The sequence below is a fragment of the Geobacillus sp. TFV-3 genome (genome assembly GCF_009901865.1).
Taxonomy (GTDB): Bacteria; Bacillota; Bacilli; order Bacillales; family Anoxybacillaceae; genus Geobacillus; species Geobacillus thermoleovorans_A.
The window spans coordinates 2,709,683-2,732,968 of record NZ_MPSP01000001.1 but is presented as its reverse complement, the minus strand read 5'-3'; the positions used below and the strand labels follow the sequence as shown (position 1 = coordinate 2,732,968).

General features: G+C 53.5%; 19 protein-coding genes. 16 read left to right on the top strand and 3 right to left on the bottom strand.

Annotated features, from left to right (window positions below):
• Positions 1-7: 7 nt before the first annotated feature.
• Both hemH and hemY read left to right on the top strand, forming a co-directional pair.
• Complete coding sequence (gene hemH, locus BJQ97_RS13765; protein WP_160157014.1) at positions 8-958, top strand: ferrochelatase; 951 nt, start codon at positions 8-10, stop codon at positions 956-958.
• Positions 951-2,390 (top strand): protoporphyrinogen oxidase, encoded by a 1,440-nt coding sequence (hemY, locus tag BJQ97_RS13760; RefSeq protein WP_160157013.1) that lies wholly within the window; start codon positions 951-953, stop codon positions 2,388-2,390. Before hemH ends, hemY begins: the two co-directional genes overlap by 8 nt.
• 1,096 nt (positions 2,391-3,486) lie before the next feature.
• On the opposite strand, the gene yhfH is transcribed toward hemY, so the two are convergent.
• Entirely contained in the window at positions 3,487-3,624 is a 138-nt protein-coding gene (gene yhfH, locus BJQ97_RS13755) for a protein YhfH (protein ID WP_011230169.1), read from the bottom strand.
• Positions 3,625-3,775: 151 nt separating this feature from the next.
• Here yhfH and BJQ97_RS13750 point away from each other — a divergent pair, with 151 nt between their 5' ends.
• The 5 genes from BJQ97_RS13750 (at position 3,776) to BJQ97_RS13730 (ending at position 9,213) form a co-directional block, all read left to right on the top strand.
• A complete protein-coding gene (locus tag BJQ97_RS13750) occupies positions 3,776-4,510 on the top strand; it encodes an MBL fold metallo-hydrolase (protein WP_160157012.1) in 735 nt (244 codons plus the stop codon).
• 137 nt (positions 4,511-4,647) lie between these two features.
• Complete coding sequence (locus BJQ97_RS13745; RefSeq protein ID WP_160157011.1) at positions 4,648-6,192, top strand: fatty acid--CoA ligase family protein; 1,545 nt, start codon at positions 4,648-4,650, stop codon at positions 6,190-6,192.
• A 127-nt stretch (positions 6,193-6,319) separates the two neighbouring features.
• Entirely contained in the window at positions 6,320-7,327 is a 1,008-nt protein-coding gene (locus BJQ97_RS13740; protein ID WP_160157010.1) for an ABC transporter substrate-binding protein, read from the top strand.
• 130 nt (positions 7,328-7,457) lie between these two features.
• The gene (locus BJQ97_RS13735; RefSeq protein WP_160157626.1) at positions 7,458-8,450 is read left to right on the top strand and encodes an ABC transporter permease; all 993 of its coding nucleotides are present in this window, start codon (positions 7,458-7,460) and stop codon (positions 8,448-8,450) included.
• Positions 8,416-9,213, top strand: a complete 798-nt coding sequence (locus BJQ97_RS13730; RefSeq protein WP_160157009.1) for an ABC transporter ATP-binding protein — start codon at positions 8,416-8,418, stop codon at positions 9,211-9,213. The genes BJQ97_RS13735 and BJQ97_RS13730 overlap by 35 nt, the downstream gene beginning before the upstream one ends.
• Before the next feature lie 145 nt (positions 9,214-9,358).
• On the opposite strand, the gene dat is transcribed toward BJQ97_RS13730, so the two are convergent.
• The gene (dat, locus tag BJQ97_RS13725; protein WP_236567276.1) at positions 9,359-10,156 is read right to left on the bottom strand and encodes a D-amino-acid transaminase; all 798 of its coding nucleotides are present in this window, start codon (positions 10,154-10,156) and stop codon (positions 9,359-9,361) included.
• Between the two features lie 254 nt (positions 10,157-10,410).
• Here dat and BJQ97_RS13720 point away from each other — a divergent pair, with 254 nt between their 5' ends.
• A complete protein-coding gene (locus tag BJQ97_RS13720; RefSeq protein WP_160157008.1) occupies positions 10,411-11,127 on the top strand; it encodes an AzlC family ABC transporter permease in 717 nt (238 codons plus the stop codon).
• Positions 11,120-11,425, top strand: coding sequence for an AzlD domain-containing protein (locus BJQ97_RS13715; protein ID WP_160157007.1), 306 nt, complete (start codon positions 11,120-11,122; stop codon positions 11,423-11,425). The genes BJQ97_RS13720 and BJQ97_RS13715 overlap by 8 nt, the downstream gene beginning before the upstream one ends.
• Before the next feature lie 52 nt (positions 11,426-11,477).
• Here the strand turns inward: BJQ97_RS13715 and BJQ97_RS13710 are convergent, their stop codons facing one another.
• Complete coding sequence (locus BJQ97_RS13710; protein ID WP_407066457.1) at positions 11,478-12,068, bottom strand: SCO family protein; 591 nt, start codon at positions 12,066-12,068, stop codon at positions 11,478-11,480.
• Between the two features lie 193 nt (positions 12,069-12,261).
• Here BJQ97_RS13710 and aceA point away from each other — a divergent pair, with 193 nt between their 5' ends.
• The 7 genes from aceA (at position 12,262) to addA (ending at position 23,285) form a co-directional block, all read left to right on the top strand.
• Entirely contained in the window at positions 12,262-13,548 is a 1,287-nt protein-coding gene (gene aceA, locus BJQ97_RS13705) for an isocitrate lyase (protein ID WP_160157005.1), read from the top strand.
• 129 nt (positions 13,549-13,677) lie between these two features.
• Positions 13,678-13,872, top strand: a complete 195-nt coding sequence (locus BJQ97_RS13700; RefSeq protein ID WP_160157004.1) for a hypothetical protein — start codon at positions 13,678-13,680, stop codon at positions 13,870-13,872.
• A 120-nt stretch (positions 13,873-13,992) separates the two neighbouring features.
• On the top strand, positions 13,993-14,526 hold the full coding sequence (locus tag BJQ97_RS13695) for a competence protein ComK (protein ID WP_160157624.1): 534 nt from the start codon (positions 13,993-13,995) through the stop codon (positions 14,524-14,526).
• 103 nt (positions 14,527-14,629) lie between these two features.
• Complete coding sequence (locus tag BJQ97_RS13690; protein ID WP_044732178.1) at positions 14,630-15,253, top strand: TVP38/TMEM64 family protein; 624 nt, start codon at positions 14,630-14,632, stop codon at positions 15,251-15,253.
• Positions 15,250-15,798, top strand: coding sequence for a signal peptidase I (gene lepB, locus BJQ97_RS13685; protein WP_044732177.1), 549 nt, complete (start codon positions 15,250-15,252; stop codon positions 15,796-15,798). The genes BJQ97_RS13690 and lepB overlap by 4 nt, the downstream gene beginning before the upstream one ends.
• Before the next feature lie 255 nt (positions 15,799-16,053).
• Positions 16,054-19,557 carry a helicase-exonuclease AddAB subunit AddB gene (addB, locus tag BJQ97_RS13680; RefSeq protein ID WP_328718655.1) on the top strand — a complete coding sequence of 1,168 codons (3,504 nt, stop codon included), beginning with the start codon at positions 16,054-16,056 and terminating at the stop codon, positions 19,555-19,557.
• Positions 19,557-23,285 (top strand): helicase-exonuclease AddAB subunit AddA, encoded by a 3,729-nt coding sequence (gene addA, locus BJQ97_RS13675; RefSeq protein WP_160157623.1) that lies wholly within the window; start codon positions 19,557-19,559, stop codon positions 23,283-23,285. The genes addB and addA overlap by 1 nt, the downstream gene beginning before the upstream one ends.
• Position 23,286: the final 1 nt, after the last annotated feature.

The following is a 23,286-nucleotide window of genomic DNA, read 5'->3' as shown; positions in this document are numbered from 1 at the left end:
GGCACAATTGGTGAAAAAAACAGTGGGGCTGCTCGTGATGGCGTACGGAACGCCGTACCGGGAAGATGATATTGAACGGTATTATACGCATATTCGCCATGGGCGCAAGCCGCCGCAAGAACAAATCGAGAATTTAAAAGCGCGCTACCGGGCGATCGGCGGGTTGTCGCCGCTTGCGAAAATTACGGAAGAGCAGGCGAAACGGCTCGAGAAGCGGCTGAACGAAGTGCAAGATGAAGTCGAGTTTCGCATGTATTTAGGGCTCAAGCATATTGAGCCGTTCATTGAGGATGCCGTCGAGCGCATGCATGATGACGGCATCAAAGAAGCGGTTGGGATCGTCCTAGCCCCTCATTATTCCACATTCAGCATTCGCTCGTACAATGAGCGGGCGAAAGCGGCAGCGGAAAAGCTCGGCGGACCGGCCATTTACACGATTGATCAATGGTATGACGAGCCGAAGTTTTTGCAATATTGGGCAGAACAAGTGCGGGCGATTTTTGCCGCCATGCCGGAACGTGAGCGGGAGCGAGCTGTGCTGATCGTATCCGCACATAGTTTGCCGGAAAAAATTATTCAAGCCGGTGACCCGTATCCAACGCAACTCGAAGAGACAGCGAAACGAATTGCTGATCAAGCCGGCGTCGCCCACTATGCCGTCGGCTGGCAAAGCGCCGGTCAGACGCCGGAACCATGGCTTGGGCCGGACGTGCAAGACTTGACGCGCCAGCTTTACGAAGAGTGCGGCTATACGTCGTTCGTGTACGCGCCGGTCGGTTTTGTCGCCGATCATTTGGAAGTGCTGTATGACAACGACATTGAGTGCAAACAGGTGACAGAAGAGATCGGCGCCCGCTATTACCGACCGGAGATGCCCAACACAAATCCATTGTTTATTGATGCATTGGCGTCCGTTGTGTTAAAGCAGTGGGCGGAAGAAGGCGATCGACATGAATGAAGGACAACGGACGGTCGTCATCATCGGCGGCGGCATCACCGGCTTGACGGCTGCTTACTACTTGCAAAAGACGATTCGAGAGCAACGCCTCCCGCTTGCATGCAAACTTGTCGAGGCGACGCACCGGCTCGGCGGAAAAGTGCAGACGGTCGTCCGTGACAGTTTTGTCATTGAACGCGGTCCAGACTCGTTTTTGGCGAGGAAAACGAGCGCGTTTCGCCTTGTGAAGGAAGTCGGCCTTGAACATGAGATCGTTCATAACGCGACCGGAACATCGTACATTTTGGTCAACGGCAAACTTTATCCCATTCCGGGCGGAGCGGTGATGGGCATTCCGACGCGCATCGCCCCGTTTTTGACGACCGGACTGTTTTCTCCGGCCGGCAAGCTGCGGGCGGCGCTTGACTTTGTGCTGCCGCCAGTGAAAATCGATGGTGATATGCCGCTTGGCCGCTTCTTCCGCCGCCGCCTCGGCGATGAGGTGGTGGACAATCTCATCGAACCGCTGCTTTCCGGCATTTACGCTGGCGACATTGATGAGATGAGCCTAATGGCGACGTTTCCACAGTTTTTTCAGCTTGAGCAAAAATACGGAAGCCTTGTCCGTGGAGCGAGACGAACGACGCCGAAAGAGCAAAAAGAGCGGAAAGGGGCGTTCCAGACGTTAAAAACGGGTTTGCAGTCGCTCGTTGACGAAGTGGAAAAACGGCTTGAGCCGGGCAGCGTCATCAAAGGGGTGCGTGTCGAGCGGATCGTTCGCACCGATTCGGCGTATCGGCTGCAACTGAGCACAGGAGAGGTGTGGGGGGCAGACGCCATCATCGTGACAACGCCGCATCATGTTGTGCCCGACATGTTCGCTGACTATCCGTTTTTCGCCCCGTTCCGTTCAGTGCCGCTGACGTCGGTGGCGACGGTGGCGCTCGCATTCTCGGAAAAGGCGATCCGCCAAGACATTGACGGCACCGGATTTGTCGTTTCGCGCCGCAGCGATTACACGATGACAGCGTGCACATGGACGCATAAAAAATGGCCACACACCGCGCCGTCTGGCAAGGCGCTCTTGCGCTGCTACGTCGGGCGCCCGGGCGATGAGGAGATCGTCGATCAACCTGATGATGAGATCGTCCGCGTTGTATTGGATGATTTAAATAAAGTGATGAATATTGCCGGCCAACCGGAGTTCGCCGTCATCTCGCGATGGAAGCGGGCCATGCCGCAATACACGGTCGGACACTGCGAGCGGCTGGCGTACATTAAGCGGCAGATGGCTGCTACGCTGCCGGGTGTGTTTTTGGCTGGCAGCTCATACGAAGGGCTCGGATTGCCGGATTGCATTGACCAAGGCGAAAAAGCGGCCCATGATGTGCTTGAACATTTGCAACCGACAGCGGTGGAGCGGGCGTCTGCTAGGTATAGCACCGTCCATTAACAAGCAACTTGTAAACGGTCGAACGGTTCGCCGCTTCCGTTCGATGGTAGACGCTCGCCCGCCCGTCTTTTTCTTATGAAAATACATGCGCCTTGAACGGTCATGTTCATGCCTAGGGAAAAGGGCAAAAATGGCTCATGGATGTTTTCGGTGAAAATGCGAGTGATGGAGTTTCCGTTTTCATGTCGAATGGAGCGCCAAACGTGCGCCTAGATGTTTGGGGCAAAAAAGGATGGGGGCAGTTTTACAGAAATCTCGTGCTTTATAGGGGTGTCCCAAAAGGATCGGGACACCCTTTCTTAATTACTGTATAGTAGGTATAAAATAATCATTAAGAAACAATATGTTGTGTTTTTGTTAAGGGAAATTCCCTTTTGGGTCAGCCCCGTCGCAGTTCATTCATCGGACTGATATGGTCATGAGTGCAGCAGGAAATGCATCAAGCGAAACCATCAAACGTTATGTGGAATCTCAAAAGAAAAAGGAGGTGAATTCATGCTCACGATCACACTAAGGGTAGAACTGCACAAACCAACGAAAGTCAAACTCGGTGGGATGGATGATGACACAGCTCCAAACTTGGGCGTTGTCCAAAACAGAAAGGGATGAGGACGCGAACAGCCCAAGAATCCTACGGCTTTAGCCGTGTGGAGTGTCAACCGTTATTTTTTCAAGGATTGTCGAAGTAGATGATCCTCTTTTTTTGCCGAGAATTGACCATACGAACAATTTGGTCATCTATGCAAAGGAGGGAGCGCCATATGCTGCGAAAAGAGTTGCGGGCCATCGTGTTCCGTCCGAAAGTGTTTGTCCCGGATCTTTGCTGTTCTGTTCATTCCTCTTTTTGCATTGGCCAATATCGGAATCAAACAATATATGGGAAATAATAGGTATAAAAACCATTTGCTGGGGCGGGGGATTGCTTTTTGCGGCTGGGCCGCCATTAGAACGTTGTGTGTGATGGCGTCCTTGAGATTGGCAAAAAAAATGCCTCTTAGCTGGAGGCAGTCAAGAGAAAAGGCAGGCTGCATTGGGGAACAGCCAAACGCCGGCGGGGCAGCCGACGTTGCGACACAAGGGATGCTTCTCCGCTCACCTATTGGCGGTAAGCGGCGCCAAGGCAATCAGAGCACGTATTGCCGTAGCATTCATGTTGCTCGTCAATCTCTTTGCCGCAATGCAGACATTTTTTTGGTGGTAAGTTTCTGAAAAATTCCAACACTTTCATCAACATTCCGATCCCCTCCGTTGTCTTGGTAATTTCATTGTATTATAACACAAACCAAAATGTCAATATGTGTTTTAAAACAAAAGTCGACAAAGATGAAAAAATAGTCGCGGTTGTGTATGATGAAGACAAAACGAATGGAAGGAGAGAACCGAAAATGAAAGTGACGGTCATCGGCTATTGGGGAGGATTCCCTGCCGTCAATGAAGCGACATCGGCGTATTTGTTCGAGCATGACGGATTTTGCCTGCTCGTTGATTGCGGCAGCGGGGCGCTTGCCAAGCTGCAAAACTATGCGGCTGTGGAAAACTTAGATGCGGTCATCATCTCCCATTACCATTACGACCATATCGCCGACATCGGCCCGCTCCAATACGCGCGTCTCATTCATAAAAATTTGGGGGCTGACCTTCCTGTCTTGCCGATTTACGGCCATGTGGAAGACGAGGCGGCGTTTTCCCGCTTGACGTACAGCGGCATTACGGAAGGAGTTGCCTATGATCCGAATGGGGTGCTGGCTGTTGGACCGTTTTCGATCACATTTATGAAAACCGTCCATCCGGTGCCATGCTACGCGATGTGCATTACTGCCGGCGGCAAGACGGTTGTTTATACGGCCGATTCAAGCTATATACCGGAATTTCTTCCGTTTGCCAAAGGAGCTGACTTGCTCATTTGCGAGTGCAACTTTTACGCTGGGCAAAATGCGGCGCCGGCTGGGCATATGACGAGCGAGGAGGCGGCGGCCGTTGCCGAGGGGGCTGGCGTCGGCGAGTTATGGCTGACGCATTTGCCGCACGTTGGCCGGCACGAGCAGCTGGTTGAGGAGGCTGGCCGGACGTTCCGCGGTGTCATCCGCCTCGCCCACACTGGCCTGACATGGGCGCAATAGGCCAAAAACAAGGGGGAACAGCAAAGGAAACGCTTTCCCTTGCCCTTTGCTGTTCTTTTTTTTTATAATGAATATAGTTCGAATTTTTTTACTTATAAAATGAATGGTTATTCATTCATTTTGGGGGAGGAGCTCATATGAACATCACGATGCGATTGGCGCAAATCGCGAAACAGTTGCCGGACAAGGAAGCGTATGTCTTTTTGAAAGAGCGGCGCACGTATCAGCAATTGAATGCTGCGGTGTCACAGTTTGCTGATGGGTTGGCGCAGCTTGGCGTTCGCCGAGGCGACCATATCGCCTTGCTGCTTGGCAACTCGCCGCAGTTTGTCATCGGCTTGTACGGAGCGTTGCGGCTTGGGGCGACCGTCATTCCGATCAATCCCATTTATACGCCGGAAGAAATCGCTTATATTTTGCACAACGGCGACGTAAAGGCGGTGATCGGCCTCGATTTGCTCGCTCCGTTGTTTGACGAGGCGAAAAAGCGTCTTCCATTGCTTGAGCATGCGATCATTTGTGAAACGCCGGAAGGGAAGGAAAAAGGCATTTCCTTGTCGGGAGGAATGAAATCGTTTGCAGAAGTGTTGGCGGCCGGCAGCCCGGATTTTACCGGACCTGAGCTCGATGATGACGATGTCGCCGTCATTTTGTACACATCGGGGACGACCGGCAAGCCGAAAGGGGCGATGCTCACTCATAAAAACATATACAGCAATGCTCAAGATACGGCTGATTATTTAGGCATCAACGAAAACGATCGCGTCATCGCCGCGTTGCCGATGTTTCATGTTTTTTGCTTGACCGTGGCGCTCAATGCCCCGCTGATGAACGGCGGAACGGTGCTCATTATGCCAAAGTTCAGTCCGTCGAAGTTGTTCCAGCTGGCCCGCGAAGAAAAAGCGACGATTTTTGCCGGCGTGCCGACCATGTACAACTTCCTTTACCAGCATGAGGAAGGAAGCGCAGACGATTTGCGAACGCTCCGCCTCTGCATCTCAGGAGGCGCTTCGATGCCGGTCGCCTTGCTTGAAAACTTTGAGAGAAAGTTCAATGTCATCATCTCGGAAGGGTACGGGCTCTCGGAGGCGTCCCCCGTCACCTGCTTCAATCCGCTCGATCGGCCGCGCAAACCCGGTTCGATTGGAACGAGCATTAAGAATGTTGAAAATAAGGTCGTCAACGAATACGGAGAAGAAGTGCCTGTCGGCGAAGTCGGTGAGCTTGTCGTTCGCGGGCCGAACGTCATGAAAGGGTACTACAAAATGCCCGAAGAGACAGCGGCCGCCTTGCGTGACGGCTGGCTGCACACAGGCGATTTGGCGCGCATGGACGAGGACGGCTATTTCTATATCGTCGACCGAAAGAAAGAGATGATTATCGTCGGCGGCTACAACGTGTATCCGCGCGAAGTCGAAGAAGTGCTGTACAGCCATCCGGATGTCGTGGAAGCCGCGGTGATCGGCGTGCCGGACCCGGATTACGGAGAGGCGGTGCGGGCGTATGTCGTCGCGAAAAATCGGGAGCTGACGGAAGCAGAGCTCATTGCTTACTGCCGTGAGCGGTTGGCAAAATATAAAGTGCCGAGCGCGATTGACTTTTTGGACGAGCTGCCGAAAAACGCGACAGGAAAAATTTTGCGAAGAGCGCTAAAAGAGCGGCTCGCGTCTTCCCACGCTTGATGGTGCTGAATTTTCAGCACCTTTTCTTTTTTTTGAATAGTATATTGAAAACAAGCAGAGAAATTTATATAATTTAACACATAAAAGTTTAAAAGGACTAAACTTCTCTACATAGGGGGATGGGATCATGGGTCAATCGATTCGGCGGCTCGCCGCGGTGTGCGCGGCCAGCTTTTTGTTGCTTGGCGGCTGCGGCGGCGCGAAAGAGACGGGAAGCAGCCAGGGAAGCGGCGGGAAGAGCGAGAAAGAAAAGACGTACAAAATCGGCGTGACGCAAATTGTCGAGCATCCATCGCTCGATGCGGCGCGCAAAGGATTCCAGCAGGCGTTAAAAGACAAAGGGCTGTCCGTTGAGTATGACGTGCAAATCGCCCAAGGAGACCAAAGCAACAACCAAACGATCGCCAATAATTTTGTTTCGGACGGCGTCGACTTGATTTTTGCCAACTCAACGCCAAGCGCGCAGGCGGCGCTCAATGCGACAAAAGACATTCCGATCGTGTTCACTTCGGTGACTGACCCAGTCGGCGCGCAGCTTGTTCAATCGATGGAAAAACCGGGCGGCAATGTGACGGGAACGACCGATACGCACCCGGAGGCTATTCCGAAAACGGTGCAGTTTATTGACAAATATATTAAAGGCAACCGTGTCGGCATGGTATATAACGCCGGCGAACAAAACTCCGTCGCTCAAATCGAACAGGTGAAAAAGGCGATGCAAGGAACGGACTTGCAAATCGTTTCTGCATCAGTATCGACGTCGGCAGAGGTGAAGCAGGCGACCGAGTCGCTCGTCGGCAAAGTCGATTGTCTGTACATCATCACCGACAACACGGTCGTCTCGGCGCTCGAGTCGGTGATCCAGGTGGCGAATGAACACGACATTCCGCTTTTTGTCGGCGAATTGGATTCCGTCAAGCGCGGCGGTTTTGCGGCGTACGGGTTCGACTATTATGACATCGGCTACGAAGCCGGGGAAATGGCGGCGCAAATTTTGCAAAACGGCAAAAAGCCAGCCGATTTGCCGGTGCAATATCCACAAAAATTGAAGCTTGTCATCAACAAAAAAGCAGCGCAAGAAATGGGCATCAAGCTCAATCCGGAATGGGATTCCATTGCGGAATATATTGAATAAGCGGCCGTCCCTCCTTCGATGAAGGAGGGGGGGCCAAAAAAGTAGGTAAAAGTGCGTTTTTGCACTCAACGTGTCAAATGCGCCTTCGGTGTGTTTCCGAAAAGGTAGGTGAAAAGTTGTGTGGACAGCGATGTTCAGTTCCGTCGAAGCCGGCTTAATTTACGCTGTGATGGCGCTTGGCGTCTATTTATCATTTCGAATTTTGGATTTTCCCGATCTGACAGTTGACGGCAGCTTCGTCACCGGTGCGTCCGTCGCCGCCGTGCTCATTGTCAATGGAGCCAACCCGTTCGCCGCCTCAGCCGCGGCGCTTTTGGCCGGCTTTGCCGCCGGGGTGTTGACCGGGCTTTTGCATACGAAAGGGAAAATCAATCCACTGTTATCCGGCATTTTAATGATGATCGCTTTGTATTCGATCAATTTGCGCATTATGGGCAAATCGAACGTTCCGCTGTTGCAGCAGGAAACGGTCATCACGAAAATCACCGCCGTCTGGCGGCAAGCCGGGTTAGATGCGGCGCTCAACCAGCTTGTTTCCTTCACTGGCTTCGCGCCGCGGACATGGGCGGTGCTTGTGTCAATGGCGATTGTCACGCTAATGGTCAAAGGGCTGTTGGATTGGATGCTGAAAACAGAAGTGGGGATTGCCTTGCGGGCAACCGGGGACAACAAACTGATGGTGGCGAGCTTTTCCGCCAACACGGATTGGTTGATCGTGTTTGGCCTTGGGTTGTCGAACGCGCTCGTGGCACTTTCCGGAGCGCTCGTCGCTCAGTATGGCGGATTCAGCGATGTGGGGATGGGAATTGGGATGATTGTGATTGGCCTGGCTTCGGTCATCATCGGGGAGGCGTTGTTTGGCGCCCGTTCGGTCTCAAGCGCGACGTGGGCGGTGATCGGCGGCGCCATCGTCTACCGTCTTATTTTGGCGCTCGCGTTGCGTGTGGAGTTTTTGGAGACGGGCGATGTGAAATTGATTACCGCTCTCATTGTCATGCTGGCGCTCGTCGTGCCCAACATGTTGGCGGCGCAAAAAGAACGGCAGCGAAAAAAGCGGAGGGCGCAGCAGTTGGAGAGGGGGGAAACCGTTGCTGGAGCTGAAACGAATTACAAAAGTATTTAACGAAGGAACGGCTGACGAGAAAATCGCTTTGCGCGGCATTGATCTGACGCTTGCCCCCGGCGATTTCGTCACCGTCATCGGCAGCAACGGCGCCGGCAAGTCCACGCTCATGAACATCATTTCCGGACGGCTGTCTCCTGATGCCGGCGAAGTGTGGATCAACGGCCGTAATGTAACCGCGCTCAAGGAGCATGTGCGCGCCCGTTGCATCGGCCGCGTCTTTCAAGACCCGATGGCCGGCACTGCCCCGCATATGACGATTGAGGAAAATTTGGCGCTTGCCTACAACCGGACAAAGCGGCGCACGTTAAGCCTCGGCGTCACGAAGCAAAAGCGCGAATGGTTTCGGGAGACGCTGCGAACGCTTCATTTAGGGCTTGAAGACCGGCTCGCCGTCAAAGTCGGGCTTCTTTCCGGCGGGGAGCGGCAGGCGCTCTCGCTGTTGATGGCGACGTTTACAAAGCCGGATCTGCTTTTGCTTGATGAGCATACCGCCGCCCTCGACCCGGCGCGCGCGGAGTTGGTCACGGAGTTGACGAAGCAAATTGTTGAGCAGCACCGCTTGACGACGCTCATGGTGACGCACAATATGGAGCAGGCGATCCGCCTTGGCAACCGGTTGATCATGATGGACGGTGGGCAAATCATTTTTGCGGCGGAAGGAAAAGAAAAAGAGGAACTGACGGTCGAGCGGCTGCTTGAGGCATTCCAACGCATCCGCGGCAGCCAGTTCGCGAGCGACCGCGCCGTGCTCAGCTCATAAAACAAAACCAGGTGTCCCAAAAGGATCGGGACACTCTTTTTTATATCTATATATAGTATAAAAATAATTAAAATAACACAATATATAGTATTTCGTTTGGGAGGATTGACGCTTTTGGGTCAGCCCCTTCTGTTCGGTCGGCCGGTCAAATCGTTTTGGCTGACGGTTGTGTCGCTTGTCGGTAAGCGGCTTGCAGCGCCTTCGTCACCGCCCCCGGGGCGCCGCTTCCGATCACTGTTTCGTCGACTTGAATGATCGGGATAATCGCTGACGTCGTGCTCGTTAAAAACAGTTCGTCCGCCTTGGCAAGGTCGGCGGTGGAAAACGCTTCTTCGACAAATGGAATGCTAAGCTCGGCGCAAAACTGCTTCACTTTCGTGCGGACGATGCCGTTTAAAATCCGTGCGGTGGCCGGATGAGTGTACACCGTTTCATTTTTAACAAGAAAAATGTTTGACGAACTGCCTTCGGTTACGACGCCGTCGCGATGGAAAATCGCTTCAAACGCCCTGCGCTCGACCGCTTCCTGTTTAGCCAATACGTTCGGCAGCAAGTTCAAGCTTTTGATATAGCAATATTCCCAGCGGACATCTTTTGTCAAAATCGCGCGCACACCGTACGTCATTTCCTCGGTTTTCCGCGCTATCGGCTGGATGTAGGCGTACAAATTCGGGCGTTTTTCGGCTGGGAACGCATGGTTGCGCGGGAAGCTGCCGCGCGTCACTTGCAAATACAAAATCGCATCTTCCTGCACATCGTTGAGGCGGCGAAGCTCCTCAAGCCGTTCGATGAGCTCTTCGCAACCAAACGGAACGGATAGGCGAATGGCGGCCGCTGAACGGTACAGCCGGTCAAGATGCTCGCGAAGCCAAACATATATCCCGTTATATAAGCGGACGACTTCATAGACGCCATCGCCAAATTGCAAGCCGCGCTCTTCCATCGGGTACGTGACTTGTTCATAACGGAAAATGCCGCGGTCGGTTAATACATACCGGTTTCACTGACACGGACGTGCCCCCTTTTTCTGTTGCCGTCAATCATGAATCAGTTTGATTATATCATAGATTGGCCTCTCTCTGCATTTGTCTCGTGTTTGGCGTGAGCGGAAACGATAGATGGACGTTCGGGTTGCGAAATGAGGGGAATTTTTAGACAATAGAGTTATCAATCTAGTCAAATGGAGGGGATGAATGGATGGAAACGACATGGGCAGCCGGCAAGATGGCGCCGTTTCGCCAAGGGGTGCAAGCAGGAGTAGCGATCGCCATCGGCTATATGCCGATCGCGCTGGCGTTTGGGTTGCTCGCCAAAACAACCGGACTGACGTTCGCCGAGACTGTGCTCATGAGCATCGCCGTCTTCGCTGGCGCCTCGCAATATATCGCGTTAAGCCTGCTTGCCGCTGGCACCGGGGCGTTTGAAATCGTGTTGACGACATTCATATTGAACATTCGCCATTTTTTAATGTCGGCGTCCCTTAATGAAAAGGCTGAGCCGGACGCGTTTTGGAAAAAAGCGCTGTACGCCTTTGGCATTACCGATGAGACGTTTTCGGTGGCGGCGATGAAAGAAGGAATGATCAACGCCGCATATATGTTTGGGCTCATTGCCATGGCGTATGGCAGTTGGGTCGTCAACTCGGGCATTGGTTATGCGGCTGGGGCCGGTTTGCCGGAAAGTTTGCAAGAAAGTATGTCCATTGCCTTGTATGCCATGTTTATCGGTCTGCTCGTTCCAGCGTTGAAAAAGCAGCGGAAAATTGTCTGGCTGGCGGGGCTGTCGGCTTTATTTAACTCGATCGGCACATTTGCTCTTCACTTGTCGAAAGGCTGGTCGATCGTTTTGGCTACATTGTTGTCGGCCATCATCGTCCAATGGCTGACGAAGGAAGGGGGAAACGGCGGTGAATAGCACGATCGTATGGATGATCATCGGCATGGGGGTCGTGACGTATTTGCCGCGCCTGTTGCCGTTTGTGCTGCTCGGCGGCATCGAGCTGCCGCCGTTTTGGCAAGGAGTGCTGAAAAATGTGCCGTATGCGGTGCTTGGGGCGCTCATTATTCCTGACGTTTTTTTCCTCCAAGATGATCTTTGGTTCGGTGTCATCGGTTTTGCGGCGGCCGTCATCACTGCTTGGCTTGGGGCGAACGTCATGGTCGTTGTGCTTGCGGCGGTTGCGGCGCTCAGTCTGTATTCGTTGTTTGGTTAAAAAGGGAAGCGGACATCGCTTCCTCTTTTCCTTTTGCGACAGCTATGCAAACTTATGACAATTCCTCCATAATCGCCTCATATACCTCATCGACATGAAATTGAGATGTCCCCATGCCGATTTGTTTGACGACACGCCCGTTGCGGCCAAGCAAGTAGGCGAACGTCGTGTGTACGATCATGCCGTTGCCCGGGTCGCGGTATTGAAAGTGGAAGGCATCCGCTACTTTTTTCGTGTCCGCTTCACTGCCGCGCAAAAACACCCACCCTTGCCCGTCGCTGGTGATTCCAAACGTACGGGCATATGTTTGCAGTTTTTCATTCGTATCGCGCGCTGGGTCGATCGTGATCGTGATGAATTCCACCTTGTTCCCAAATACCCCGGCTTTTTTCAAACGATCGCGCAGTTTTGCCATTTGCGCTGTCGTGTTCGGACAAACATCCGGACAGTTTGTGTAAATAAACTCGACAAGCCGCACTTTCGGCGGAAGGTCGCCAAACTCGTATGATTTTCCCCATGCTGTTTCCATCGTCACGTCATTTGGAAGCCGCATCGTCGATGGCTGGTAGACAGCAAAGTACAGGATGCCGACGCTGATGCCGATGATGACAAGAAGGGTAGCTAACGTATACCATTTTTTCACCATTCATCACTCCTTAATATGATCATATCAAAAAGATTAACGAAAAAATCGCGATGTTTATGAACAATATACGACCATTTTCCCAATTGAAAAAAGTTTCAAAAAAAGGCTTGCACTTTTGTTTTTCTGTTATATAATAAAATCGTAAATGAAAACAATGTAGTATAACAATAGGGAGATGGGGGAAGGAAACATGGCGTCATTTGCTGAACGTGTCCGGCAATTAGAAGAAAGTTGGAAAAATGAGGAGCGCTGGAAAGGGATCGTCCGTCCGTACAGCGCTGAGGATGTCATTAAACTGCGCGGCTCGCTGGATATCGAGTATACGCTCGCTCGGCGCGGAGCGGAAAAACTGTGGAAGCTGCTTCATACCGAGGATTATGTCGCGGCTCTTGGCGCGCTGACCGGAAATCAAGCGGTGCAGCAAGTGAAAGCGGGCTTGAAGGCGATTTATTTAAGCGGCTGGCAAGTGGCGGCCGATGCCAACCTCGCTGGGCAGATGTATCCGGACCAAAGTCTGTATCCGTCCAACAGCGTTCCGCATGTCGTCAAGCGAATCAATCAAGCGTTGCAGCGCGCGGATCAAATTCAATACTTAGAAGGCAGCGGGGACGTGGACTACTTTGTGCCGATCGTCGCTGACGCTGAGGCGGGGTTCGGCGGCCAACTGAACGTCTTTGAGCTCATGAAGGCAATGATTGAAGCCGGAGCGGCTGGCGTCCATTTTGAAGATCAGCTGTCATCGGAGAAAAAATGCGGCCATTTAGGCGGCAAAGTGCTTTTGCCGACGCAGACGGCGATTCGCAACTTGATTGCGGCGCGGTTGGCCGCCGATGTCATGGGGGTTCCGACGGTGCTCATCGCCCGCACCGACGCGAACGCGGCTGACTTGATCACAAGCGACATCGACCCGCGCGACCAAGAGTTTATTACCGGCGAGCGGACACCGGAGGGCTTCTACCGCACAAGAGCTGGTTTGGATCAAGCGATCGCCCGCGGGCTTGCCTATGCGCCGTATGCCGACCTCATTTGGTGCGAGACGAGTGAGCCGAATTTGGATGAGGCGCGCCGGTTTGCCGAAGCCATTCATGAAAAATTCCCAGGCAAGCTGCTGGCGTACAACTGCTCTCCGTCGTTCAACTGGAAGAAAAAATTGGACGACGAAACGATCGCCAACTTCCAGCAAGAGCTCGGCAAAATGGGATACAAGTTTCAATTTGTCACTTTGGCTGGCTTCCATGCGCTCAACTACAGCATGTTCGAGCTGGCGCGCGGCTACAAAGAACGCGGCATGGCGGCGTACGCCGAGTTGCAGCAAGCGGAATTTGCCGCCGAGAGGTACGGATACACGGCGACGCGCCATCAGCGCGAAGTCGGCACGGGCTATTTCGACGAAGTCGCCCAAGTGATCTCCGGCGGCCAATCGTCAACAGTCGCCTTGAAAGGATCGACCGAAGAGGAGCAGTTTACAGCCATCTAATGCCGATCATCAGCAAAGGGACGCCCGGCTTGGCCGGGCGCTTTTTTGTTTGAGACGAACAGCCACCTTGTTTCCATCGCATAATAAGGAAAAAATGACGCATCCTATGGAGTACAAGGAGGCGATGTGATGGAAAAGAAGCAAGGCGACCTGCCGGAGTTGATGCCTGCTGAGTTTCGCGTCAGCACGGATCTTCATTTTGAGCAATGGTCGATGAATGAAGAGACGTATGCTGGCGACTCCGTCGGCGAACATACCGCCTTGGAACAGGCGAATGAATATTTGGCTGCCAAAGAGATCGGTCAAACGTTTGAAAACTCCTGACATCCCCCATGACATTCGTCATGGGTTTTTTCGTTAACTTTTTTCAAAATATAGAAAAATATGACTCCTAATGGTATGATAGGAGTAGTGATTCAGTTGATCATGGGAGGAGATGAACGGATGAAAGTCAATGAGTTCATTGTGCTGAAACATTTCGTCGTAAGCCGTTATACGATGGCGGTTCTCCCGTACTTTGTCAACAGCGATGTATACGCGAAAGTCATTGAAGAGGACGGCGAATATATCATCAAACAGACGCCCATTGACATTATTAAACATAGTTGCGATTACTACGGAAGCAGCTTTCAAGGGAGAAAAGAAGGGACAAAAGCTGTCATCGGCATCACCCATAAAGCGCCGATTGCCATCGAACCAGCCAATGAAATTTACGTATTTCCAACCGCCTCTCCACGCGATTCCCGCTGCGTTTGGCTTTCGCACATCCATGTCTGCCAGTATGAGCCTGCCAAATATGAGCGGACCGTTGTTTATTTCCGCAACGGAAAAAGCGTACTCCTCGACGTTTCCTACAAATCGTTTATCAATCAATTATACAAAACGGCGCAACTCCGGACGAAACTGTCCGAACGGATGGAAGCGAGAGAGCGCAAACTCCAATACATATTTCGCATGCAGCAAGAAAAACAGAGTTAGCTGAACAAATTGATAAAAATGGTTTTTCCGAAAGATGAGTTCAAATTAAGCGTCTGGACGTGTAAAATAAAAAATATAAACGGCATTTGAATGGGGAATAGACATGGATATGGAAACAATCAAACAATGGTTCACGCTCGACAGCATCCTTTCCCTGCTCGAACAATACCGCTCTTTCGGCGTGCTTCCCGGCATCGCAGCGACGTTGCTTGAGTCGTTTTTTCCCATTTTGCCCATGTTCGTCTTCGTGATGGCGAACGCAGCGGCGTTTGGACTATGGAAAGGGTTTCTTATCTCTTGGCTAGGTGCTTCACTTGGCTCGCTCATCGTGTTTTGGCTGACGCGGAAGGTGGGACAAAAGCGATTTTTTCATTTTGTCCGCCGCCATCCCAAAGTGCGGCAGTTTATGCATTGGATTGAGCGACATGGATTTGGTCCGCTGTTTTTATTGTATTGCTTTCCGTTCACCCCGTCGGCGCTTGTCAATATTGTCGCCGGACTGTCGCGCATCAGCCGCCAGCAGTTTATATTGGCGGTGCTGCTAGGAAAGATGATCATGGTGTTTACAATCAGTTTTATCGGCTATGACTTGAAGGCGCTCATCCGTCAGCCGCTGCGCACAGCGATGATCGCCGCAGTCGTTCTGTTGCTTTGGTACGCCGGAAAACGGGTGGAAGCGCGATTTTCGTTGACGGAAGAACAAGGCGGCGAGGAGGGCGGGGAGTGACCAAGCAAAAAGAAAAACGAGGCCGCCGATGGCCATGGTTTGTTGCCGTTTGCGTTGTTGCCACGCTTCGGTTGTTCGTGTTCAGCAATTACGTGGTGGAAGGAAAATCGATGATGCCGACGCTAGAGAGCGGCAATTTGTTGATCGTCAATAAGCTTTCCTATGACATCGGGCCTATTCGCCGGTTCGATATTATCGTTTTTCACGCCAACAAAAACGAAGATTACGTCAAGCGGGTTATCGGCCTGCCTGGCGATCGGATCGCGTACAAAAATGACATCTTGTATATCAACGGAAAAAAAGTTGACGAACCGTATTTGCGCCCGTATAAGCAAAAGCTGCTTGACGGCAGGCTGACCGGGGATTTTACGCTTGAGGAGGTGACCGGGAAAACACGGGTGCCTCCCGGCTGCATTTTCGTTCTTGGCGACAACCGGCTTAGCAGCTGGGACAGCCGCCATTTTGGGTTTGTCAAAATCAACAAAATTGTCGGCAAGGTGGACTTTCGCTACTGGCCGTTTAAACAGTTCGCCTTTCAGTTTTAACCTTCATCTCGAAAGAAGTCTTCCGCTTCTATAACGAATTGAAGCTTCGGAGACCAATAAATGGATCCTTCGAAGCGAGGTTGTTCAGTCGTCCGACAGTCGCTGACATGTCGGCTGGCTTCACAAAAAGAAACAAACGTTAACGTTTCAGATTGCCTCCATATAACCCGCAGCCGGAAGGGCGTTTTTTCTTCCCAAAAGCGAACGTATGTGCTAAAATAAAACAAATAAAGGAAACGAATGGTGGTGGATACAATGTCGCTGCGGTTTTTGCTCGGGCGGTCGGGAAGCGGGAAAACGGCTGTCTGCCTTGCAGAAATTCGCCGCCAGCTGCAAGAGGATCCAAAAGGAAGGGCGATCGTCTATCTCGTTCCGGAGCAAATGACATTTCAATGCGAATACGCGTTGATACATACCGAGGGAGTGGGCGGGATGATTCGCGCCCAAGTGTTCAGCTTCACCCGCCTCGCTTGGCGCGTACTGCAGGAAACAGGCGGCATGACCCGGTACCACATTCATGATGTTGGCGTGCAGATGATGATCCGCAAAATTATTGAGCAGCGCAAACAAGAGCTGAAACTGTTTGGCCGCGCGGCGGACAAACATGGTTTTATCGAGCAGCTCAACGAAATGATCGCCGAATGCAAACGGTATTGCCTGACGCCGGGCGAACTCCGCCGACATGCCGAGGCGTTCGAGGATGGGCCAAACCAGCCGGGCCGACGCTTGCTCGCTGACAAGTTGAACGATGTGGCGCTCGTGTATGAGGAACTTGAGCGGAGTCTTATCGGCCACTATCTTGATTCGGAAGATTATTTGCGCTTGCTCGCTGAGCATATTCCGCGCTCAAGTTATTTGCGGGATGCCGATATTTACATCGACGGCTTTCATCATTTTGCGCCGCAAGAATATATGATCATCGAACAGCTTCTTCGCCATTGCCGGCGCGTCACCGTTTGTTTGACGATCGACCGTCCGTATGACGACGGAATGCCGGACGAACTTCATCTCTTTTATTTGCCGGCGCAAACGTACCGCCAGCTGAGGGAGTTGGCGCTAAGCAATGAGATTGCGATCGAAGAGCCGATCGTGCTTTCGGCCAACCTCCGCCATGAAGACAGGGCGCTCGTTCATCTTGAGGCGCAATTTCACCGCCGCCCGTTGCTTCCATATGGTGCAAAGACCGATGCCGTCCATCTTTATGAGGCGTCCAATCGCCGAGCGGAAATCGAGGCGGTCGCACGCGAAATCATCCGCCTTGTCCGCGATGAAGGGGCGCGCTATCGCGACATTGCGCTGATCATCCGCCAGACGGAGGCGTACCGCGATCTGGTGAAAACGGTGTTTTTTGATTTTGGGATCCCGTATTTTATGGATGAAAAAGAACCGATGCACCACCACCCGCTCATTGAACTCGTGCGCGCTGCCTTAGAGACGGTCGTGACGCGCTGGCGATATGAAGCAGTGTTTCGGGCGGTGAAAACGGATTTGCTTTTTCCGGCCGACGGAGACTTGGTCATGTGGCGCGAGGCGGCCGACAAGCTCGAAAACTATGTGCTTGCTTACGGAATCAAAGGAGATAAGTGGACAAACAATGAGCGCTGGACGTATCGGCGCTATCAGGCGCTTGAAGGTTTGAACGCACCACAGACGGACGAAGAGCGGCAGTTTGAGGACAAGCTCAATGAATGGCGTGAGGCGTTGGCCGCTCCGCTTCGCCGGTTGGAGCGCCGCCTGCGCCGGGCGGAGGACGGACGCGGGTTTTGTATGGCATTATATCTGTTTTTGGAAGAATTGCAGATTCCAAAAAAACTAGAGAAAATGAGCGCGCAAGCGGAAGCGGACGGCCGCCTCGTTGAAGCGCGCCAGCATGAACAGGCGTGGAACGCCGTCGTCGATTTGCTTGACCAATATGTAGAAATGCTCGGGACAGAATCACTGCCGCTCGCTGAGTTTGTCAAGATTATCGAAGCTGGGCTCGATCGGTTGGAGTTCTCCCTTGTGCCGCCGGCGATGGACCAGGTGATCGTCGCTCAGCTTGATCGCTCTCGTTTGATTGACATCAAGTATGCGTTCGTCATCGGCGCCAACGATGGCGTTATTCCAGCGAAAGTGAAGGAAGACGGGCTGATGGCGGAAGTGGAGCGCGAGCATCTGCGTGAGTTGGGGGTGGCGCTCGCTCCGGGAGGGCGGGAGCAGCTGTTTTATGACCCATTTTTTGTCTACTTGGCACTTGTTTGTCCAAGCCAGCGGCTGTATGTTACATATCCGCTTGCTGATGGGGAAGGGAAAGCGTTGATGCCGTCGCTGCTCATCAAGCAGCTTACGGAACTGTTTCCGCATGCGCCGGTGCATCTGTGCGGCAACGACCCGTTCGACGCCCCGGCAGAAAAAGCAGAGGCGTTCGTGACTGCGCCGCGGGCGACGCAAACGTATTTGATCAGCCAGCTCCGAGCATGGAAGCGCAACTACGGCATCGATCCGCTTTGGTGGGATGTGTATAACACATTCATCGGCCATCGGGACTGGAAGGAGCAGGTGCGGCATGCCGTCTCCGCGCTCTTTTATACAAACGGAGCGACGCCGCTCAAAAAACAGTGGAGCCAGCGGCTGTATGGCCAAAAAATTCAGGCGAGCGTCTCGCGCATGGAGCAGTTTCAAAAATGCCCGTACGCCCATTTCGCATCGCACGGGCTGCGGTTGAAAGAACGCAACGTTTTCCGACTTGAGGCGCCAGATGTTGGGCAATTGTTCCATGCCGCCATCAAGCAAATCGCCGACCGGCTGCGCGAACAGCATCTTGATTGGCGCGAATTGTCAAGACCAGACTGTGAACGGCTGTCGGCCGAAGCGGTCGAGCGAATCGTCCCGCTCATCCAGCAGCAAGTGCTCTCAAGCTCTCATCGCTATGAATATATGAAACGAAAATTGAAACATGTCGTTGCCCGTACAACCCATGTGTTAAGTGAGCATGCGCGGGCGAGCGGTTTCGTTCCGATCGGGCTTGAGCTGTCATTCGGCCCCAATGGCGACCTGCCGCCGCTTCGGTTTCGACTGCCCGACGGAACAGTGATGGAGCTTGTTGGGCGGATCGATCGCGTCGATAAAGCGGAAAGCAGCCAAGGAGTGCTTCTTCGCATCATCGATTACAAATCGAGCGCGAAAACGCTCGATTTGACGGAAGTATATTACGGCCTGGCGCTGCAAATGCTCACCTATCTGGACATCGTGCTGACGTATGCCGAACAGCTTGTCGGGCAGCCAGCTTTGCCAGCCGGGGTGCTTTATTTTCACATCCACAATCCGATCGTTCAAGCGAAGCAATGGGTGGATGATGAGGTGGAAATGGCGAAAAAGCTGCTGGAACCGTTTCGGATGCGCGGGCTGTTGCTAGCTGATGTCGAGGCGATCCGGCTGATGGACAGACGAACGGAAGACGGACAATGGTCACTCATTGTGCCTGCTCAGCTCACGAAAAGCGGGTCGATCCATTCGCGTTCATCGGTGGCGAGTCCATCCGACTTTGCCGCGCTCCGCGAGCATGTCCGCCGCTTGTTCATCGACATCGGCGGGCAAATCGCCGACGGCGTCGTGTCGATCGCCCCGTACAAGTTGAAAGACAAAACGGCGTGCGAGTTTTGCGCCTTCAAACCGGTCTGCCAATTTGATGAGGCACTCTCCGGCAACGAATACCGGAAGCTTGCTCCGCAGACGAAGGAAGCGGTCATGGAAAAACTAGCGGAAGGGAAGGAAGAATGATGAACGCCACGATTCGTCCGAAGCCGGTTGGGAGCCGATGGACGGATGAACAATGGAAGGCGATCGCCGCCGGCGGCCGGGACATTCTCGTCGCCGCCGCGGCTGGATCGGGAAAAACGGCCGTTCTCGTCGAACGGATCATCCAAAAAGTGACGGCGGAAGAAGGAGCGGTCGATATCGACCGGCTGCTTGTCGTCACCTTTACCAACGCGGCTGCGGCAGAGATGAAAGCGAGAATCGGCGAGGCGCTTGAGCGGGAATTGGCCAAACGTCCGCATTCGCTCCATCTGCGGCGTCAACTCAGCCTGCTTCCTCGTGCCGCGATCTCGACGCTCCATTCCTTTTGCTTGGATGTCATTCGCAAATATTACTATTTGCTTGATTTGGATCCATCGTTTCGCATCGCGGATGAAACGGAAATCGAGCTGTTGAAAGAGGATGTCCTTGAAGAGCTGCTCGAGGAGGAATACGGAAAGCCGGACAACGAGCGGTTTTTTGCTGTCGTGGATGCCTATACGGGCGACCGGAGCGATGCGGAGCTGCAGGAGATGATTGTGTCCCTTTATGAATTTTCCCGCTCCCATCCGGAACCAGATGAATGGTTGGCGGGTTTGACCTCGAAGTATGATGTTGACGAACGAACAGATATAAAGACGCTGCCAGCAGCCCGCTATATCGCGCAACATGCCGCGATGGAGCTGGCGGCGGCCAAACGGCTGATCCGAAGGGCGCTTGAGCTTGCGGAAGAACCGGGTGGACCGCGTCCGTACGTGGAGCGGCTGCGCGAAGATCTGGAGATGATCGCCAAGTTAGAGGCGCAACTTTCCGGGCCGTGGGCTGAGCTGCATCGCGCGCTCAAGACGCTGTCGTTTGGGCGGCTGCCGGCTTGCCGCGGCAAGGATTATGACGGGCGGCTGATCGATGAAACAAAGTCGCTGCGCGATCAGGCGAAAAAGAAAATGGAAGCGCTGCGCGACAATGTGTTTTCGCTCGATCCATCCGTTTGGCTCCGCCATATGCGGGAAATGAAGCCGATCGTTGAAACGATCGCTGCCCTCGTCCGCCGTTTTGCCGTCATGTTCCAAGCGGCGAAACGGGAAAAAGGCATCGTTGATTTTTCTGACTTGGAACATTATTGTTTGCATATTTTGCGGCGGCGCGATCCAGAAACGGGCGAATGGCAGCCTTCCTCCGCCGCCTTGGAATACCAGGCGCAGTTTGATGAAGTGCTTGTTGACGAGTATCAAGATACGAACCTCGTTCAAGAAGCGATTTTGCAGATGGTGAAAAAAGGGAGCGAACGAACAGGCAATTTGTTTATGGTCGGTGACGTGAAACAGTCGATTTACCGATTCCGCCTTGCCGAGCCGATGCTGTTTTTGGATAAATACAAACGATTCACCACCGACGGAGAAGAAGGGGGGATGAAAATCGATCTCGCGAGCAACTTCCGCAGCCGCCGCGAAGTGCTTGACGGGACGAATTTTCTGTTTGCGCAACTCATGGGGGAAACCGTCGGCGAAATGGTTTACGACGAAGCGGCGCAGTTGAAATACGGCGCCGATTACCCGGAAAGGGAGGATGCGGCGCCGGAAGTCATGATCATCAACCGGCAGCGTGCGGCAGAAGAGGACGAAGAGGAAGCGGCTGAATGGGAAGCGGCGGAGCTCGAGGCGCGGCTGATGGCGAAAAAAATCAAAGAGATCGTTTCCGCTCCGTTTTATGTATACGATCGTTCGAGCGGGCAGCCGCGGCGCGCCATGTACCGTGACATCGTCATCCTTGTCCGCTCGATGACGAATGCGCCGCAGATGATCGAGCAGTTGCAGGCGCAAGGCATCCCGGCGGCCGCGGATTTATCGTCCGGCTACTTTCAGGCGACGGAAATTTCCGTCATGCTCTCGCTGTTAAAAGTAATCGACAACCCGCACCAAGACATTCCGCTCGCCGCGGTGCTCCGGTCGCCGCTCTTTCGCTTTGACGAGAACGAACTCGCCATGATTCGCCTTGCCGATCCAAAAGGCACGTTTTATGAAGCGCTCTGTTCATTTCGGCAAAAGCCGGCGGAAACGGAAGAAGAGGCCAACACCCAAAGGAAAGCGGCGGTTTTCTTAGAGCGGCTCGAGGGCTGGCGTACGATGGCGCGCCGCCGCTCATTAGCTGACCTTATTTGGCAGCTGTACCGCGATACGCAATTTTACGATTTTGTCGGCGCACTGCCAGGCGGCAGGCAGCGGCAGGCGAATTTGCGCGCTTTGTACGACCGCGCACGGCAGTACGAGTCGACGTCGTTTCGCGGATTGTTCCGTTTTCTCCGCTTTATCGAGCGGCTGCAAGAGCGCGGCGACGATTTAGGGGCGGCTCGGCCGCTCGGCGAGCAGGAAGACGTCGTGCGCATCATGACGATTCACAGCAGCAAAGGATTGGAATTTCCGATCGTATTTCTCGCCGGGCTTGCGCGTTCGTTTCATACGCGCGATTTGCATCACCCATATTTGCTTGATAAAGAGCTGGGCTTTGCCGCCCGCTTTGTCCACCCGCGGCTGCGCATCAGTTATCCGACGCTGCCGCTGTTGGCCATCCAAACGAAAAAGCGGCTTGAACTGCTCGCTGAGGAGATGCGCATTTTGTATGTCGCGCTCACAAGGGCAAAAGAGAAGCTGTATTTGTTGGCGTCGGTCAACGATGCGGCCAAGGAGATTGAAAAATGGAAAAGCGCTGCTTCGGAACGCGGGTGGCTTCTCCCCGACGATGTGCGGGCTTCGGCCCGCTCCTACTTGGATTGGATCGGCCGGGCGCTCATCCGTCATCGTGATGGGGGGGCGCTTGCGGGAACGAAGGCGCCTGAAGAGGTCGCCTCCCACCCGTCTGTATGGCGCATCGCCATCGTGACGGCCGCCGATTTGCGCGGCGAAGAGGCTGCGAGGGAGGAGATGGATGGCGGCGTGCTTCTTGCCCTCGAACAAGGGCGACCCGTTCCCGTAGAAGGAGGGTGGCAGAAGGAGGTCAAACGCCGCTTGTTGTGGCGGTATTCGTATGAGAAAGAAACGGCCGTGCGCGCCAAGCAATCGGTGTCAGAACTCAAAGAACATCGCGCGCTCTTTGGTGAGCAAGTGGACGAATGGCGGCCGCGCCAAGGGACGGCTCCGGTGTTTTCTCGGCCGCGCTTCATGCAGGAAAAGACGTTGACGCCGGCTGAAAAAGGGACGGCGCTCCATATCGTCATGCGCCATCTTGATTTGCAAGCGCCGCTTGATGAATCGTCGATCCGCAGTCAAATCGCCCGCCTTGTTGAAAAAGAGCTGCTGTCGTCAGAACAAGCCGAAGCGGTCGACATAGCGGCGATCGCCGCCTTTTTCGCTGCCGACCTTGGCCGCCGACTTTGCGCCGCACGCGAAGTGCACCGTGAAGTGCCGTTCGGCTTGGGGCTTCCGGCAGATGAACTCTACGGCGGTGAAGGGATGGAGAAGGGACGGCGCGTCCTTGTGCAAGGGGTGATCGATTGCGTGTTTGCCGACGAATGCGGCTATGTGATGATCGACTATAAAACCGATGAAGTAACCCGCCGTTTTGCCGGACAAAAGGAAGAAGCGGCGCGTTTTCTGCTTGGCCGCTATGGGACGCAAATGCGCTTGTATCGGCGGGCCATCGAGCAAATTTGGCGCGCGCCGGTGGCGGAATGCTATTTGTATTCGTTTGACGGCGGATTTGTTGTGGCGGTTGAGTGAT